Genomic DNA, 17210 nt, shown 5'->3' with positions numbered 1-17210 from the left:
GTGAAACATTCGAAATTTGATGTTGTCGTCATCGGTGCCGGACATGCAGGTGCAGAAGCCGCACATGCTGCAGCACGGATGGGTGCGAACACAGCACTAGTCACTCTTTCCGAACGGGACATCGGTGTCATGTCTTGCAATCCAGCAATAGGTGGGTTGGGCAAAGGGCATCTAGTCCGCGAGATCGATGCACTAGATGGCGTAATGGGGCGCGTGGCGGACCGTGCCGGTATTCAGTTTCGTCTATTGAATCGGCGTAAAGGACCGGCCGTTCAAGGGCCGAGGGCGCAGGCGGATCGAGCCCTTTATCGGGCAGCAATGGCGGGGGAAACGCAAAAACAAGACAATCTGTCGGTGATTACCGGGGAAGTGGTTGATTTCCTAATGGATGGCGACCGCGTCACCGGTGTTAAACTGGCAGATGATTCCGAGGTCCCCGCGCAGACAGTTATCCTGACGTCGGGTACATTTCTGCGCGGCGTGATCCACATAGGGGACGTTTCAAAACCAGGTGGCCGCATGGGGGATCGCCCATCGATCAGGCTGGCTGAACGCCTTGATGCCTTTGATTTGCCTACGGCACGACTAAAAACAGGTACGCCACCGAGGTTGGACGGACGAACCATAAATTGGGATATACTTGAACGACAGGATGGCGATGCAGAGCCAACACTGTTTTCATTCATGTCCCAAGCGGTGACGGCGCCGCAAATTGCCTGTGGAATAACTCATACCAATGCTCAGACGCACGGAATAATCGAGAAAAATCTATCGCGATCAGCAATGTATGGAGGTCATATTGATGGTGTTGGTCCTAGATATTGCCCTTCAATCGAAGACAAAATCGTCCGATTTGCGGAAAAAGAGTCACACCAGATATTTCTGGAACCAGAAGGCGTGCGGGATCATACGGTGTACCCAAACGGGATTTCAACGTCTTTGCCCGAAGATGTACAAGTCGAATATGTCCAATCCATCATAGGATTGGAAAACGCGGTAATCCTACAACCCGGATACGCGATTGAATACGACTACGTTGACCCGCGCGTTCTATCTGCGTCTTTGTCTGTGCCCGATGTTCCTGGTCTATATCTTGCAGGACAGATCAATGGGACCACAGGATATGAGGAAGCGGCCGCGCAAGGCCTCGTTGCGGGTTTGAATGCAGCTCTGGAAACACAGGGGCGTGCGCCAATACATTTTACACGCTCAGACAGCTATATTGGCGTAATGATAGACGATTTGACAACTCGAGGCGTTGCCGAGCCTTATCGGATGTTCACATCCCGTGCAGAGTTTCGCCTATCACTTCGCGCTGACAACGCAGATCAAAGACTGACCCCGATTGGCGAACAGCTGGGCTGTGTGGGTGAGCACCGCCGCAAGGTTTTTGCTGAGAAATCAGAAAAGCTTGTAAAAGCAAAGAATAAACTGACAGAGACCACATATACGCCAAAGAAAATTCGCGAAGCTGGTATCAGCATAAATCAGGACGGAAACCGGCGCGATGGAATGGCGGTTCTTGCTTTTCCAGAAGTATCGTTTGAAGACATGGTTTTACTCGAACCCGATCTACAGAATACAGACGATGAAATTCGCCGTCAGGTCGAGCGCGATGCTTTGTATGCAAACTATATTGCGCGCCAACAACGGGATGTCGAAGCAATGAGGCGCGATGAGGCGCATGAAATTCCTCGGGATTTCAATTATTTTGCGCTTGATGGTCTGTCGAATGAAATGAAGCAAAAGCTATCGCAGGCGAAGCCTGCGAATATTGCGCAGGCGAGTCGGGTTGAAGGTGTCACGCCTGCAGCTTTAACCCTCGTCCTGGCGAAGCTCAGGCGCGATGTGAAAGCCAGAAAAGCATGAGTTATCAGAACGCCGTTTCTGCGGAGGCTCTGGATGTTTCACGTGAAACATTCGAACGCCTGGTGATCTATGTATCTCTGCTTGAAAAATGGAATCCAAAAATCAATCTGGTTTCAAGAAATAGTCTTGAAGAGATTTGGATCCGCCATATCAAGGATTCCATTCAAGTTTTTCAGAACGCAGATCGCGTAGATCATTGGGTGGATTTAGGCAGCGGAGGCGGCTTTCCAGGCATGGTTTGCGCCATCATGGCAATTGAATCTGCGCCTGAAACGCGTTTCACATTGGTCGAAAGCGACCAACGTAAATCCGCATTTCTTCGAAGTGTGACCAGAGAGAGTGGCGCCAATTGTTCCGTGATCTCTCGTCGAATTGAAGCCATTGATCCCTTGCATGCGGACGTGCTTTCAGCTCGGGCTCTGGCTGATCTGACCACTCTAATGTCATTTTGTGACAGGCATTTAAGTAAAAACGGTACAGCGTTGTTGCCAAAAGGCGCAACCTGGAAAAAAGAGCTGGAAGATGCGCGCAAAGAATGGAAATTCGAGGCTGAACCCATTAAGAGTTCAACAGAACCCCAAGCCGTTATCCTGAAAATCAAAGGAGTTGCACGTGGTTGATCTGTCTCGTCCTGCTGGGCCTCGGATTATCGCGGTTGCCAATCAAAAGGGCGGGGTCGGGAAAACCACTACAGCGATCAATCTGGCAGCCGGATTGGCCGAGGCCGGATGCAAGGTTCTTGTGGTCGATCTCGATCCTCAGGGAAATGCCTCTACGGGTCTAGGGGTCGAAGATCGCGACTGGACGACATATGATCTTCTTCTCGACGATGCACCATTGGAAGCTGTGGTGCAGGAGACCGAGATCGGTAATCTTTTTGTGGTTCCAGCGACCGTAGATCTCAGCTCGGCAGATATTGAGCTGATCTCGAATGAAAAGCGCAGTTATTTGCTGCATGACGCGCTTCGACAGACTGCAATTGATGCTTTCGATCTGGACTTTGTGCTGATTGATTGTCCGCCGTCCTTGAACCTGCTCACCGTAAACGCAATGGTAGCAGCGCATTCCGTCCTTGTACCATTGCAAAGTGAGTTCTTTGCGCTGGAAGGCCTGTCACAATTGATGTTGACCATTCGCGAGGTTCGTCAGACCGCCAATCCTGACCTCAGAATCGAAGGTGTTGTGTTAACGATGTATGACAACCGCAACAACTTGTCCCGTCAGGTCGAAAAGGATGCGCGTGACAATCTGGGTGAGATGGTATTTAAAACCAAGATACCCAGAAATGTGCGGGTCAGCGAAGCACCATCTTACGCGCTTCCTGTGCTGCAATATGATTCGGGTTCGCTCGGGGCGATGGCGTACCGGTATCTCGCCCGAGAGGTTATGCACAAGAACAACAAGGTAGCCATTTAAGTGGCCGTGAGGAGGGCAACATGAATGTCAGGAAAGGAAAACCCCGAGGATTAGGTCGCGGGCTATCTGCGTTGATGGCTGATGTCGCACCAGAAGCTGACGGTCGGATTGTATCTGAACCCCGCCGTCCGGATCTCACGGTACCGATCGAAAAACTGCAGGCGAACCCAGATCAGCCGCGCCGCCGTTTCGCGCAAGAGCAATTGGATGAGCTTGCGGCCTCGGTCAAGGAAAAGGGTATTATCCAGCCGCTGATTGTCCGCAGCATCGATGGTGGCCAATACGAAATCGTTGCGGGTGAACGGCGCTGGCGTGCTGCGCAGATGGCGCAACTGCATGATATCCCAGTTATTGTTCGCGAATTTGATGACACCGAAGTGCTTGAGGTCGCGATTATCGAGAACATTCAGCGCGCAGATCTGAACGCGGTGGAAGAGGCGGCAGGCTTTAAGCAATTGATGGATCGCTTTGGTCACACGCAAGAAAAGCTGGCCGAAGCGCTTGGTAAAAGCAGAAGCCATATCGCTAATCTGCTGCGTCTTTTGTCACTCCCATTGGATGTACAATCCCTTGTAATAGAAGGAAAATTATCCGCCGGTCATGCAAGGGCATTGATCACGGCAGAAAACCCATCGGAGCTGGCGAAACAGGTGGTTCGTGAGGGCCTTTCGGTGCGTGCGACCGAGGCATTAGTGAAAAAGCAGCAAGGTGGAGCGGATAAGCCGGCTCCGAAATCCAGAAACCTGAATGCTGGGAAGGACGCAGACACCCGAGCGCTTGAAAAGGATTTGTCTGCGATTCTGGCGATGAAGGTGACGATCAACCATAAGGCCGGATCTGAATCCGGGCAGGTTGTGTTGGCTTATGAGAACCTGGATCAGTTGGATGATCTGTGCGCGAAGCTCAGCCGTTAGGTCGGGTCCAGATAAAGAGCATCACAGCGCTGAGCACAATGGCCTGAATGATCAGGACGTGAGAAGGAACCGACAGTAGAACCGATAAACCAAATACGGCGGCAACCGAAAGGGTGGCCGCCTTTTTTGCGCCGGGTCTGATCGCGCCAGAGCTTTGCCAATCGACGATCATAGGGCCAAAGGTTCGATGGCTCAGCAACCAGTTATGCAGCCGTGACGATGAGCGGGCAAAAAAGAACGCGGCCAACAGAAGAAATGGTACCGTCGGCAGCAGCGGCAGAGCGACTCCGATCATGGCAAGCGCAACGCATAGTAACCCCAATCCTGCCCAGAGAAATTGCATCTGTTACTCCAACAGCTCTCGGATTACCGCGTTGAGCACGGCGCGCCCGTTTGAAGTGGCGCGCAATTGATTGCGATCAAGGGTTAGCATGCCCAGATCGATCAGCGAATCAAGTTTGTCATGCGAAAGTTCTTCACCTGCAAGCAGAGTGTATCTGTCTATATTAAGGCCCTCGACCAAACGCAGACACATCATAAGGTATTCTGAGGCTTGTTCACGTTGGCTAAGCTCGAACCGATTGCTTTCGCCGTGCCCATTGGAGGCAGCCGTCAGCCATTTGTTTGGTGAAAGATGAGTTTCCGTCGCGAATTTCCGGCGATCCAGGGTGATCCGACCATGTGCGCCGGGTCCAATACCGATGTAATCACCATAGCGCCAATAGATGAGGTTATGCCGTGATTCCGCTCCGGGCCGGGCGTGGTTTGAAATCTCATAGGCAGGCAGCCCATGCGCTTCGCAGATTTCCTGCGTCGCCAGATACATATCCGCGGCGTTGTCATCCTCGGGCAGACCGCGCAGCTTGCCCAGGGCATAGCGATCACCAAAGGCTGTGCCTTCCTCAATGGTCAGTTGGTATAACGACAGGTGATCAACTGCCATCGATAGGGCTTCGGTCAGCTCAGCACGCCAGGCGTCCAGAGTTTGATGCTGGCGGGCATAGATCAGATCAAAGCTCACACGGTCAAAGCAAGAGCGCGCGATATCGAAGGCAGCGCGAGCCTCGGCAACCGTGTGAATGCGCCCCAGACGACGCAGGTCATCGTCGTTCAAGGCCTGAACACCCATCGAGATGCGGTTCACGCCCGCATCATGATAGGCCGCGAACCGCCCGGCCTCGACCGAGCCTGGATTGGCCTCAAGCGTGATTTCCATATCGTTGGCCGATCGCCAAAGGGCGCGGGTCTTGTCGATGATGGTGGCGACGGTCTCGGGGGCCATCAGTGATGGAGTTCCGCCGCCAAAGAAGATTGTGTTCAAAACCCGGTCAGGAGTTTCGATGGCCGAGCGGCTCAGTTCACTAAGATAACACTCAAGCCATTGTTTTTGATTAATATTCTTGGAAACGTGGCTGTTGAAATCGCAATAGGGGCACTTGGCCTCGCAAAAGGGCCAATGCACATAAAGGCCAAAGCCCCCGTTTCGCCAATCATCCGCCAAAGCAGCCTTTCACGAACATCTCCACCGCGCGCCCGCGATGGCTGATCTTGTTCTTTTCCCAGCGATCCATTTCGGCAAAGGTAATGTCGTGCCCCTCAGGGACAAACATCGGGTCATAGCCGAACCCGTCCTTGCCACGGATCGGCCAAGTCAGGTGACCGGGCACGACGCCCTCGAACACTTCGTCATGCCCGTCGGGCCAGGCCAGAACCAGAGTGCAGCGAAACTGGGCCATACGCGGGTGGGGGGCGTTTTTCGCCTCTAGCTCATTATGGGCGCGAGTCATCGCCATCAGGAAATCGCGGCCACTGCCGGTTTCGGCCCAATCGGCGGTGTAAACACCAGGTGCGCCATCCAATGCATCGATGGTGATCCCGGAATCGTCCGACAAGGCAGGTAGGCCGGTCGCCTTTGCAGCTGCGTGGGCTTTGATCCGGGCGTTACCGACGAAAGTGTCCTCGGTCTCTTTCGGTTCGGGCAGGTTCATTTCGCCCGCGCCGACAACCGTTACGCTAAAGGGCTCAAGCAGATGCGCCATCTCCTCGAGCTTGCCTTTGTTGTGGGTGGCGACCAGCAGTCGATCACCTTCGAACCTGCGAGTCATGCGGTTGCAGCTTTCTGGGCAGCAGCAAGTTCGCTCACGCCTTTCTCGGCAAGGTCCATCAGCTGATCCATCTGTGTACGGCTAAAGACTGATCCTTCGGCGCTCATCTGCACCTCGATCAGCTTGCCCGAGCCGGTCATGATGAAATTGCCGTCAACGCCAGCTTCGCTATCTTCGGGATAGTCCAAATCTAGCACGGGCTGACCGGCATAAATTCCGCATGAAACGGCGGCAACAGGGTCTAATAAAGGGTCAGAGATCACATCGCCTGTTTTCATCAGCTTGTTCACAGCCAGACGCAGCGCCACCCAACCGCCAGTGATCGAGGCACAGCGGGTGCCGCCGTCGGCTTGAATGACATCGCAGTCAATAGTGATCTGCCGTTCTCCCAAGGCAACCCGGTCTACACCGGCGCGCAAGGCGCGGCCGATAAGGCGCTGGATTTCCACGGTGCGTCCGCCTTGCTTGCCGCTGGCAGCCTCGCGCCGCATCCGCGTATTGGTCGCGCGGGGCAGCATGCCATATTCAGCGGTGACCCAGCCCAGGCCCGAGCCCTTTATAAAAGGCGGCACGCGATCCTCAATCGTGGCGGTGCACAGCACATGCGTGTCGCCCATCTTGATCAGGCAAGAGCCTTCGGCATGTTTGGTGAACCCCGTTTCAATTGAAACGGCGCGCATTTCGTTTAGATCACGTCCTGAGGGTCGCATGAGAAATCCTTTATCTGCTGGGTTGGGGATACCGTCCTGCGGCGTTACGATGCAAGCCCGATTGACCTTTCATTTGCCTGCGATTTAATGACGATCCAGCAGAGGGCCGCCGATGAGCGAAGCAAGCAAAATTCTGGACGAGATGAATGACCGGTCGCGCGAGGTGTTCCGGTTGATTGTCGAAAGCTATCTGGAAAGCGGTGAACCCGTGGGCAGCCGGACTCTGACGCGCACATTGTCCGAAAAAGTCAGTGCTGCGACCGTACGCAATGTGATGCAGGATCTTGAATTTCTGGGTTTGCTCGACAGTCCGCATGTCAGCGCTGGTCGAATTCCAACACAGCAGGGGCTGCGCATGTTCGTGGACGGATTGCTGGAAATGGGCGATCTGGGTGCGGATGATCGGCAAAAGCTGGACGAAACACTAGGCTCTAACGCAGGCGATGTGGGTGGTATGCTCGATCGCGTCGGCGCGGCGCTATCACACGTGACACAAGGGGCTTCGCTGGTTCTGACGCCAAAGCATGAGGCCGAGATCAAGCATATCGAGTTCGTCTCGCTTGGGCATGACCGGGCCTTGGTGGTTTTGGTGTTTTCGGACGGGCAGGTGGAAAACCGGCTGTTTACACCTCCGCCTGGCCAAACACCCAGTTCGATGCGCGAGGCAGCCAATTTTCTGAATGCACTGATCGAAGGTCGAACGCTTGGCGAAGTGCGGCGGCAGATGCTGTCACAGATCGACGCGCGGAAACAGGAAATCGATGTTCTGGCGCGTGAGATGGTCGAGAGCGGCATTGCCGCTTGGGACGGGGACGGCGGCGACTCGGCCCGGCTGATCGTGCGCGGGCGGGCGAATCTGTTAAATGAGCCGGGTCAGGCAGAAGAACTTGATCGAATCCGCACCCTGTTTGACGACCTTGAACGCAAACGCGATATCGCCGAATTCCTTGAATTGACCGAAGAAGGCGAAGGTGTGCGCATTTTTATTGGCTCTGAGAACAAACTTTTCTCACTTTCGGGTTCCTCTTTGGTGGTGTCTCCATATATGAACGCTGATCGTAAGATAATCGGTGCGGTTGGGGTCATTGGACCCACACGTCTGAATTACGGGCGAATCGTACCAATCGTGGATTATACGGCGCAACTGGTCGGCAAGCTGATTTCCGACCGGAGCTAGAGGGTAAGAGATGGCAGAGCCCAAGAACGAAGATTTTCTGGACGACATCATGTCCGCCGAGGCGGAAGAGTTTGCCGAAGATTTTGCTGAGATCAGCGATGAGGCGCTTGAGGTCGATCAACTGCGTGCTGAGCGCGATGATTACAAAGACAAGTTCATGCGTGCGCTGGCCGATGCCGAAAATGCGCGCAAGCGTGGCGACAAGGCGCGTCGGGATGCGGAACAGTATGGCGGTTCAAAACTGGCCCGCGACATGCTTCCGGTTTACGACAATATGAAACGCGCGCTTGAGGCCGCAACGGATGAGCAGAAAGAGGTTGCCGCCGGTTTGCTGGAAGGTGTCGAGTTGACCATGCGCGCGCTGAAGGATGTGTTCCAGAAGCATGGGATTGAGGTGATTACGCCTCAGGTCGGGGACAGGTTCGACCCGAATGTGCATGAGGCGATGTTCGAGGCCCCGGTGCCCGGAACCAAGGCCGGCGACATCATTCAGGTGTCGGCAGAAGGCTTCATGCTGCACGACAGGTTGTTGCGACCGGCGCAGGTTGGGGTGTCGTCAACGCCCGCAAGCTGAACAGTTCCTGGGTCAACCGGGTTCGAGGCGGTCAGGATCTGGCCGCCTCTTTCAGTTTGTAGATCAAGTCCAAGGCTTCGCGGGGGCTGAGTTCATCTGGAAGGATGGTTTCCAGCATATCAGCAACGGGCGAGGTTTTTGGCGCAGGGGGAGGCGGCGGCGCAGCTGAAAACAGGGGCAGATCGTCGATCAGTGCTTTCTGCTTACCGCCTTCACGTTCGGTTTTTTCTAATTGATCCAACACGATACGGGCGCGGTCCACGACCGAGGCGGGCAAGCCAGCCAATTGTGCAACCTGGACGCCGTAAGACCGATCGGCAGCGCCTTTATGTACTTCATGCAGAAAGATGACTTCACCCTCCCATTCTTTGACTGCAACGGTCGCGTTTTCTACTCCGTTCAGACTTCCAGCGAGTGCAGTTAATTCGTGGTAGTGGGTGGCGAACAATGCGCGGCATTGGTTTGCCGCGTGTAGGTGTTCCAGTGTGGCCCAGGCAATGGAAAGGCCGTCGTAGGTCGCGGTGCCTCGGCCGATCTCATCAAGGATTACGAGCGCGCGGTCGTCGGCCTGATTCAGAATAGCTGCGGTTTCGACCATTTCGACCATAAAGGTCGAGCGGCCGCGCGCCAGATCGTCTGACGCTCCGACGCGGCTGAACAATTGACTGACTAATCCGATTTGCGCCTGTTCCGCCGGAACATAGCTGCCCATCTGCGCCAGTAGGGCGATCAGCGCATTCTGACGCAGGAAGGTTGATTTACCGGCCATGTTGGGACCGGTGAGCAACCAAATTGCAGCGCCTGCATCGGCGCTCAGATCGCAGTCGTTGGCGATGAAAGCATCGCCGCTTTGCTGCCTCAGGGCATGCTCGACCACCGGGTGACGGCCTCCTTTGATGTCGAATGCGCGTGACCCGTCGACCTTTGGACGGCACCAGCTTTCGCCGCGAGCCAGATCGGCGAGTGCAGTGGTTAAATCCAGCTCAGCCAGTCCGCGCGCAGCCTGATTTAGCCGTGCGGCAATATCCAGAATAGCCCCAGAAAGCCTTTGATAGAGCCGTTTTTCGATCTCTAACGCAAGATTTCCGGCATTCAGAATCCTTGTTTCGATCTCGGACAGCTCCACCGTGGTGAAGCGCACCTGATTGGCGGTGGTTTGGCGGTGGATATAAGTCTCGCTAAATGGCGGGTTCAACATTTTCTCGGCATGGGTTGCCGTGGTCTCGATGAAGAAGCCAAGCACATTGTTGTGTTTGATCTTCAGTGACGTGATGCTGGTATGCTCGGCGTATTTCTGTTGGAAACCTGCGATGACCGAACGGCCTTCGTCACGCAAGGTGCGCGCTTCGTCCAATTCGGTATCAAACCCGGGGGCGATAAAGCCGCCATCGCGGGCCAGCAAGGGTGGATCGGCAACCAATGCTTCGTCCAGCAAAGCCAACAGATCGTCAAATCCGACAAGGTTCTGGACGGCAGTGGCCAGCAGAACAGGCAGATCCTGTGAGGCACAGGTTTCGGCGATTGTTGCGGCTTGTTCCAATCCATTGCGGATAGCGGCCAGATCACGCGGGCCGCCTCGATCCAGCGAAAGACGAGACAGAGCGCGATCCAGATCGGGTGTTTTGCGTAAAGCTTCGCGCAGATCTGAGGCGATCAGGTTATCTTCGACCGCTAAAGATACTGCGTCCAGTCGGGCGTGGATCACATCCAGATTACGCGAGGGGCTGGACAGTCGCTGTTCCAGAAGTCTTGCGCCACCTGGCGTTACTGTTCGGTCGACCACGGACAGCAGCGACCCGGCGCGCCCACCAGACAGCGACCGGGTCAGTTCCAGATTGCGTCGCGTTGCGGCGTCGATCTGAACCACGCGATCCTCGGATTCCTTTAAGGGCGTTTGCAGCAGGGGCAGTTTGCCCTTTTGCGTGATCTCCAGATAATCGATCAGCGCGCCCATGGCCGAAACCTCGGCGCGCCCGAAGTTCCCAAATGCATCCAGAGCGCCCACGTGAAACAACCCGCAGATGCGTTTCTCGGCTGCAGCGCTGTCAAAACTGGCGCGTCCGACAGGCGTAAGCGATATGCCAAGGTCCATGACGGTTTCATGCAGCTTTTCCTCGGACCCATCGGCTACGATCAGCTCAGATGGGGCCAGCCGAGCGAGTTCAGGGCTCAACCGGATTGACGTCAGCGGCATCACGTGAAACGCACCGGTTGAGATATCGGCCCAGGCCAGCGCAGCTTCGTCCCGAACCTCGGCATAGGCGGCCAGAAAGTTGTGCCGCCGCGCCTCTAGCAGGGCATCTTCGGTCAGTGTGCCGGGCGTCACCAGACGCACAACACCGCGCTTTACCACCGATTTAGAGCCTCTTTTCTTGGCTTCCGCCGGGCTTTCCATCTGCTCGCAGACCGCGACGCGGAATCCTTTGCGGATCAAGGTCAGCAAGTAGCCCTCGGCAGAATGCACCGGCACGCCGCACATCGGGATATCGTCGCCATTGTGTTTGCCGCGCTTGGTCAGCGCGATATCCAACGCCTCAGCCGCGTTCACCGCATCCTCGAAGAACATCTCGTAGAAGTCACCCATGCGATAAAACAGCAGGGCATCTGCATGAGCCTCTTTGATCTCAAGGTACTGCGCCATCATCGGCGTGACTGTGGACAAATTCGGCCCCCTTCTGGCGTGTTCCGGGCGCGACCTTACAAATCCCGCATCTTCAGTAAAAGGTGAAAACTCATTCTCGTTGAGGCGCGGCCCCGCCTGCGTTATGAGGCAAAAGCCCCAAAGTCATGGAAACGACCTGTAAGATGCCCAAAGCGAAGATCACCAAAGAAGAGGCGCTGGCCTTTCACCTAGACCCGACCCCCGGCAAGTGGGAGGTGCAGGCCACCGTACCCATGACCACGCAGCGCGATCTTTCGCTGGCCTATAGCCCTGGCGTTGCGGTTCCCTGTGAAGCCATCGCTGAAGCACCAGAGACGGCGTATGACTATACAAACAAAGGCAATCTGGTTGCCGTGATCTCGAACGGTACCGCCGTTCTAGGCCTTGGAAATCTGGGTGCGCTGGGCTCAAAACCGGTGATGGAAGGCAAATCGGTCCTGTTCAAGAGGTTCGCTGATGTGAACTCGATCGATATCGAGCTGGATACCGAAGACCCGGACGAGTTCTGTCGCGCTGTGCGCCTGATGGGTCCGACCTTTGGCGGTATCAATCTGGAAGATATCAAAGCACCTGAATGTTTCATCATCGAACAACGCCTGAAGGAAGAGATGGATATCCCGGTCTTCCACGATGACCAGCATGGCACGGCAGTGATTTGTGCGGCGGGCCTGCTTAACGCGTTGCATATCTCGGGCAAAAAGATCGAAGATGTAAAAATCGTCCTGAACGGGGCAGGCGCTGCAGGAATTGCCTGTATCGAACTGCTCAAGGCCATGGGTGCACGGCACGAGAATTGCATCGTCTGCGACACCAAAGGCGTGATTTATCAGGGCCGGACCGAGGGCATGAACCAGTGGAAGTCGGCCCATGCCATCACGACTGATCTTCGCACTTTGGAAGAGGCCATGAAGGATGCGGATGTATTTCTGGGCGTTTCGGTCAAAGGGGCGGTGACACAAGACATGGTCGCCAGCATGGCTGACAATCCGGTGATTTTCGCCATGGCGAACCCTGACCCGGAAATCACCCCGGAAGAGGCGCACGAGGTGCGCGTTGATGCGATCGTCGCGACGGGCCGTAGCGATTATCCGAATCAGGTGAATAACGTTCTGGGTTTTCCTTACCTGTTCCGCGGTGCGCTGGATATTCATGCCCGTGCGATCAATGACGAGATGAAAATCGCCTGCGCCCATGCTCTGGCGCGATTGGCACGTGAAGATGTTCCGGATGAGGTTGCCATGGCCTATGGCAAGTCGCTGACTTTTGGGCGCGACTACATCATTCCAACGCCTTTTGATCCGCGCCTGATCCACCGTATCCCGCCTGCGGTTGCCAAGGCTGGTATGGATACCGGCGCGGCGCGACGTCCGATCATCGATATGGACGCTTATGAGCTGAGCCTGAAATCCCGCATGGACCCGACGGCCAGCATCCTGCGCGGCTTGAACGCGCGGGCGCGTCAGGCGCAAAGCCGGATGATCTTTGCCGAGGGTGACGATCCGCGCGTATTGCGCGCGGCCGTTATGTATCAACGCTCGGGCTTTGGTAAGGCTCTGGTTGTGGGCCGGCCAGACGACGTAAAGGAAAAGCTCGAATCCGCAGGCCTTGGGGACGCGGTGCGTGAGATCGAAGTGGTGAACGCCGCCAATACCTCGCATCTGGAGACCTACAAGAATTTTCTGTATCAGCGCCTGCAACGGAAGGGCTTCGATCACAAAGACATTCACCGCCTCGCTGCACGGGATCGGCATGTGTTTTCGTCTTTAATGCTGGCGCATGGTCATGCGGATGGTCTGGTGACAGGGGCCACTCGTAAGTCGGCGCATGTGCTGGACCGCATCAACCATGTGTTCGATGCGGATGCCGCCCATGGTGCGGCGGGGGTTACCGCATTGCTGCACAAAGGACGGATCGTTCTGATTGGCGACACGCTGGTGCATGAATGGCCGGACGAGAATGATCTGGCCAACATCGCAGAACGTGCCGCTGCCGTGGCACGCCATATGGGGCTGGAGCCTCGGGCGGCGTTTGTGAGTTTCTCGACCTTTGGTTATCCGGTCTCCGAGCGCGCGGAAAAAATGCACCGTGCTCCGGCAGTGCTGGACGAGCGCGGCGTCGATTTCGAATACGAAGGCGAGATGACGGTTGATGTGGCCCTGAACGTGGACCAGCAAGAGGCCTATCCATTCCAACGCCTGACAGGTCCGGCCAATATCCTGATTGTTCCAGCACGGCACTCGGCATCGATCTCGACTAAGCTGATGCAGGAGATGGGCGGAGCTACCGTAATCGGACCGATCCTGTCTGGGATCGATAAGCAGATCCAGATCTGTTCGACGGTCTCAACCGCGAATGACATTCTGAACATGGCCATCCTAGCCTCTTGCGATATCGGGTAAATCATGACGATCTGGAACCTCGGCTCTATCAACGCGGATATGGTTTATGCCCTGCCGCATTTGCCTGAAGCGGGTGAAACCCTTGCGGCCAGCGGGTTGCAGAGGTTTCTGGGCGGCAAAGGCGCCAATATGTCGGTGGCGGCAGCCCGGGCAGGTTCCCGGGTATCGCATATCGGTGCTGTGGGTTCAGATGGTCTTTGGGCGCGGGACAGGCTGACCGAATATGGCGTGGACACGCGGCATATTGCCGAGGTGGATGTGCCAACGGGTCACGCGATCATCGCGGTGGACGCGCAGGGTGAAAACCTGATCGTTCTGTATCAAGGCGCCAACCATGCCATCTCGAACGACCAACTTGGGCAGGCGTTGTCCTCGGCGGTATCAGGTGATCTTCTGGTGATGCAGAACGAAACCAATGCGCAGATTGAGGCCGCTAAACTAGGTTGCGAAATGGGGCTGACTGTCTGCTACGCCGCCGCCCCATTTCAGGCAGACGCAGTTCAAGCGGTTCTACCGTATTTGGATTTTCTGATCCTCAACGAAGTCGAGGCCGAGCAATTGCAGGATGCAACGGGTCTCGCCCCTTCAGACCTGCCGGTCGAACATGTGATCGTCACCTTTGGCTCAAAAGGTGCGCGCTACTATCAGCAAGATCATCAACCCCAAGCGTTTCAGGCCCATAAGGTCAACGCTGTGGATACCACCGGGGCAGGTGACACATTCACCGGCTATGTGTTGGCTGGAATGGACCGGGGTATGCCGATGGCGCAGGCGATTGCCCAAGCAAACCGTGCCGCGGCCCTGATGGTCACGCGGCACGGCACTGCAGATGTCATTCCTGATCTGAAAGAGGTGCGCGAAGCGCTGTTTGACTAGGACCCTGCAAAGGGCGCTTCGTTGCCCCACAATTGTTTGACCCGCGCATCGCGACCGCAGGCTTCGCGGTAGGCCTTATAGGCGTTCTTTTGGCGCTTGGGGCCAAAGCGGGTCAGTACCAGCTTGCTACCCTTGTAATAATCCTGGTGATACGCCTCGGCTGGATAAAACGTTCCGGCTTGCAGAATCGGCGTGACCACAGTCTGCCCTAGCGCGTTTTGTGCGCTGGTCTTGGCTTGCTGAGCCTGCGCCTTTTCCCCTTTGTTAGAGACGAAAATTGCTGTGCGATAGCTGTCGCCGCGATCGCAGAACTGGCCGCCCGCATCCGTGGGATCGACTGAGCGGAAGAACATGTTCAGCAAGGTTGCACGGGAAACGCGGGCGGGATCGAAGGTGATCTGGACCGCCTCGTAATGCCCTGTTCCGCCTTTCGAGACCTGATCATAGGTGGGACTATCCGTCTTGCCGCCGGTATAGCCCGAGACCGCGCCGATCACGCCGGGCACGGACTCGAAATCGGATTCCACACACCAGAAACAGCCACCGGCGACTGTTAGCGTCTCAGTGCCAGCGGCCGGAGCAGGTAAGGCGCGCAGCATTGCTGCCAACAAGATCAGCACAAACAGAAGTGAAGGTTTCAGGCAATCAAGGTAAGTGATCCGGGTCATGGCAGGTCTCCTTCCGAAACCAAGCTGCCCGCAGATTTTTGCGCTTGCAATGCGCTGACATGATTTGTCACGCGCTGGTGAGACGAGTTTATCAGCCCAGCAGTTGCCCCAGCTTCATCGCAACACCCATGTTGCCCGAGATTTTTAGCTTGCCCAGCGCAACCCCGGTCATTGGGTTCAGCTTACCGGTCAGCAACTTAGAGAGGTTCTCGCGCGAGATGCGGATGGTGCAGTCTGTGTCCCGATCCTGGGTTGAGGCAGTATTCTCCGCCAGAACGATCACACCCTCATCACCACAATCGAACTTAAGCGATCCGTCAAAGCTTTTGCCGTTCAAACCCTTTTGAATTCCGTCGGCGATGTCTTGCAGCATTATCCGTCCTTCCCTGGTTGACGTATGCGTAAAGACAATTTCCTGATCCGGGCAAGCCCGACCCGACGGAAACCCGGCAAAGAAAAACCCCGGTGCCTGATCAGACACCGGGGCCAGATCTAAAATTCTGAACGCTTACTTGCTCAGCCGTTTGTCACGCGCGGCCAGAAGCTTCAGGCGCAGTGCGTTCAACTGGATGAAGCCTGCCGCATCTTTCTGGTCATATGCACCAGCGTCTTCCTCAAAGGTCACGTGCGCCTCGGAGTACAGCGAATGATCCGACCAGCGGCCCACGGTTGAGGCAAGACCTTTGTACAGTTTCACGCGAACGGTGCCGGTGACATGCTCTTGCGACTTGTCGATGGCTGCCTGCAGCATCTCCCGCTCGGGCGAGTACCAGAAGCCGTTATAGATCAGCTCGGCATATTGCGGCATCAATTGGTCTTTCAGGTGCATCGCGCCCCGGTCCATGGTGATGGACTCGATCCCACGATGCGCTTCCAGCAGGATGGTGCCGCCGGGGGTTTCGTAAATACCGCGCGATTTCATTCCAACGAAGCGGCCTTCGACCAGATCGAGACGGCCAATGCCGTGCTTGCCGCCATATTCGTTCAGCTTGGTCAGGATGGTCGCGGGGCTCATCGCCTCGCCATTGATGCTGACCGCGTCGCCTTTTTCAAAACCGATCTCGATAAATTCCGGCTCGTTCGGCGCCTCCTCGGGGTGGACAGTGCGCTGATAGACATAGTCGGGTGCCATATCGGCGGGGTCTTCCAGAACCTTACCCTCGGACGAGGTGTGCAGCAGGTTGGCGTCAACCGAGAAGGGCGCTTCGCCGCGCTTGTCCTTGGCAATCGGGATCTGGTTTGCTTCGGCAAATTCCAGCAGACGGGTCCGGCTGGTCAGATCCCACTCACGCCACGGAGCAATGACCTTGATGTCGGGGTTCAGCGCGTAAGCGGCCAGTTCGAACCGCACCTGATCGTTGCCCTTGCCTGTTGCGCCATGGGCGACAGCGTCAGCACCGGTCGCTTCGGCGATCTCGACCAGACGTTTCGAGATCAGAGGCCGTGCGATCGAGGTGCCCAGCAGGTACAGCCCTTCGTACTGTGCATTGGCGCGGAACATCGGGAAGACGAAATCGCGGACGAATTCCTCGCGGATGTCTTCGATATAGATGTTCTCGGGTTTGATCCCCAGCAGCTCGGCTTTCTTGCGGGCGGGCTCCAGCTCCTCGCCCTGACCCAGATCGGCGGTGAAGGTCACGACCTCACAACCATACTCGGTCTGCAGCCATTTCAGAATGATCGAGGTATCAAGGCCACCGGAATAGGCCAGAACAACTTTCTTGGGCGCGGACATCTGACTTCCCTTTATGCGTAGAACGACTGGCCCCTAACGGGTTTTGGGCGTGGGGGCAAGCTGTGTGGATTGACGCAGCCCGGGAATTGGGGTGAAACGGGCGGA

General features: G+C 56.0%; 16 protein-coding genes. 8 read left to right on the top strand and 8 right to left on the bottom strand.

Annotated elements, in window-relative coordinates; genetic code table 11:
* From mnmG to ACRZ9U_RS15570, 4 genes are read left to right on the top strand one after another with little or no spacing between them, the layout of a single operon-like run.
* A complete protein-coding gene (mnmG, locus tag ACRZ9U_RS15585) occupies nt 1-1869 on the top strand; it encodes a tRNA uridine-5-carboxymethylaminomethyl(34) synthesis enzyme MnmG (RefSeq protein WP_170408803.1) in 1869 nt (622 codons plus the stop codon).
* Nucleotides 1866-2489: a 16S rRNA (guanine(527)-N(7))-methyltransferase RsmG gene (rsmG, locus tag ACRZ9U_RS15580; RefSeq protein ID WP_170408802.1), complete on the top strand. Its 624-nt coding sequence runs from the start codon at nt 1866-1868 to the stop codon at nt 2487-2489. Before mnmG ends, rsmG begins: the two co-directional genes overlap by 4 nt.
* A complete protein-coding gene (locus ACRZ9U_RS15575) occupies nt 2482-3285 on the top strand; it encodes an AAA family ATPase (protein WP_170408801.1) in 804 nt (267 codons plus the stop codon). Before rsmG ends, ACRZ9U_RS15575 begins: the two co-directional genes overlap by 8 nt.
* Nucleotides 3286-3305: 20 nt before the next feature.
* Complete coding sequence (locus ACRZ9U_RS15570; protein WP_480902317.1) at nt 3306-4199, top strand: ParB/RepB/Spo0J family partition protein; 894 nt, start codon at nt 3306-3308, stop codon at nt 4197-4199.
* Here the strand turns inward: ACRZ9U_RS15570 and ACRZ9U_RS15565 are convergent.
* Genes ACRZ9U_RS15565 through rph form a run of 4 tightly spaced genes read right to left on the bottom strand, consistent with a single transcriptional unit; the run spans nt 4189 to nt 7014 of the window.
* Nucleotides 4189-4542, bottom strand: coding sequence for a YbaN family protein (locus ACRZ9U_RS15565; protein WP_170408799.1), 354 nt, complete (start codon nt 4540-4542; stop codon nt 4189-4191). The two genes, ACRZ9U_RS15570 and ACRZ9U_RS15565, sit on opposite strands and share 11 nt — an antisense overlap.
* 3 nt (nt 4543-4545) lie before the next feature.
* Entirely contained in the window at nt 4546-5700 is a 1155-nt protein-coding gene (gene hemW, locus ACRZ9U_RS15560) for a radical SAM family heme chaperone HemW (RefSeq protein ID WP_170408798.1), read from the bottom strand.
* On the bottom strand, nt 5690-6304 hold the full coding sequence (rdgB, locus tag ACRZ9U_RS15555) for an RdgB/HAM1 family non-canonical purine NTP pyrophosphatase (protein WP_170408797.1): 615 nt from the start codon (nt 6302-6304) through the stop codon (nt 5690-5692). Before rdgB ends, hemW begins: the two co-directional genes overlap by 11 nt.
* Nucleotides 6301-7014 carry a ribonuclease PH gene (rph, locus tag ACRZ9U_RS15550; RefSeq protein WP_170408796.1) on the bottom strand — a complete coding sequence of 238 codons (714 nt, stop codon included), beginning with the start codon at nt 7012-7014 and terminating at the stop codon, nt 6301-6303. The genes rdgB and rph overlap by 4 nt, the downstream gene beginning before the upstream one ends.
* 112 nt (nt 7015-7126) lie before the next feature.
* Between rph and hrcA the strand changes: the two genes are divergently transcribed.
* Both hrcA and ACRZ9U_RS15540 read left to right on the top strand, forming a co-directional pair.
* Nucleotides 7127-8191 carry a heat-inducible transcriptional repressor HrcA gene (hrcA, locus tag ACRZ9U_RS15545; protein WP_170399408.1) on the top strand — a complete coding sequence of 355 codons (1065 nt, stop codon included), beginning with the start codon at nt 7127-7129 and terminating at the stop codon, nt 8189-8191.
* A gap of 10 nt (nt 8192-8201) precedes the next feature.
* Nucleotides 8202-8765: a nucleotide exchange factor GrpE gene (locus tag ACRZ9U_RS15540; protein ID WP_170399405.1), complete on the top strand. Its 564-nt coding sequence runs from the start codon at nt 8202-8204 to the stop codon at nt 8763-8765.
* Nucleotides 8766-8796: 31 nt separating this feature from the next.
* On the opposite strand, the gene mutS is transcribed toward ACRZ9U_RS15540, so the two are convergent.
* Nucleotides 8797-11409, bottom strand: coding sequence for a DNA mismatch repair protein MutS (mutS, locus tag ACRZ9U_RS15535; protein WP_170408825.1), 2613 nt, complete (start codon nt 11407-11409; stop codon nt 8797-8799).
* Between the two features lie 161 nt (nt 11410-11570).
* Here mutS and ACRZ9U_RS15530 point away from each other — a divergent pair, with 161 nt between their 5' ends.
* The gene (locus ACRZ9U_RS15530; RefSeq protein WP_170408795.1) at nt 11571-13826 is read left to right on the top strand and encodes an NADP-dependent malic enzyme; all 2256 of its coding nucleotides are present in this window, start codon (nt 11571-11573) and stop codon (nt 13824-13826) included.
* Nucleotides 13827-13829: 3 nt separating this feature from the next.
* Nucleotides 13830-14702: a ribokinase gene (locus ACRZ9U_RS15525; RefSeq protein ID WP_170408794.1), complete on the top strand. Its 873-nt coding sequence runs from the start codon at nt 13830-13832 to the stop codon at nt 14700-14702.
* On the opposite strand, the gene msrA is transcribed toward ACRZ9U_RS15525, so the two are convergent.
* The 3 genes from msrA to ACRZ9U_RS15510 form a co-directional block, all read right to left on the bottom strand.
* The gene (gene msrA / locus ACRZ9U_RS15520) at nt 14699-15370 is read right to left on the bottom strand and encodes a peptide-methionine (S)-S-oxide reductase MsrA (protein ID WP_170399396.1); all 672 of its coding nucleotides are present in this window, start codon (nt 15368-15370) and stop codon (nt 14699-14701) included. The genes ACRZ9U_RS15525 and msrA overlap by 4 nt on opposite strands.
* Nucleotides 15371-15461: 91 nt before the next feature.
* Entirely contained in the window at nt 15462-15743 is a 282-nt protein-coding gene (locus tag ACRZ9U_RS15515) for an SCP2 sterol-binding domain-containing protein (protein WP_170408793.1), read from the bottom strand.
* A gap of 135 nt (nt 15744-15878) precedes the next feature.
* Nucleotides 15879-17105 carry an argininosuccinate synthase gene (locus ACRZ9U_RS15510; protein WP_170408792.1) on the bottom strand — a complete coding sequence of 409 codons (1227 nt, stop codon included), beginning with the start codon at nt 17103-17105 and terminating at the stop codon, nt 15879-15881.
* Between the last annotated feature and the right edge of the window lie 105 nt (nt 17106-17210).

The sequence above is a fragment of the Ruegeria sp. D7 genome, from assembly GCF_056534355.1.
The sequence above is the reverse complement of the archived record's forward strand: the minus strand, read 5'-3'. Positions and strand labels throughout refer to the sequence as shown.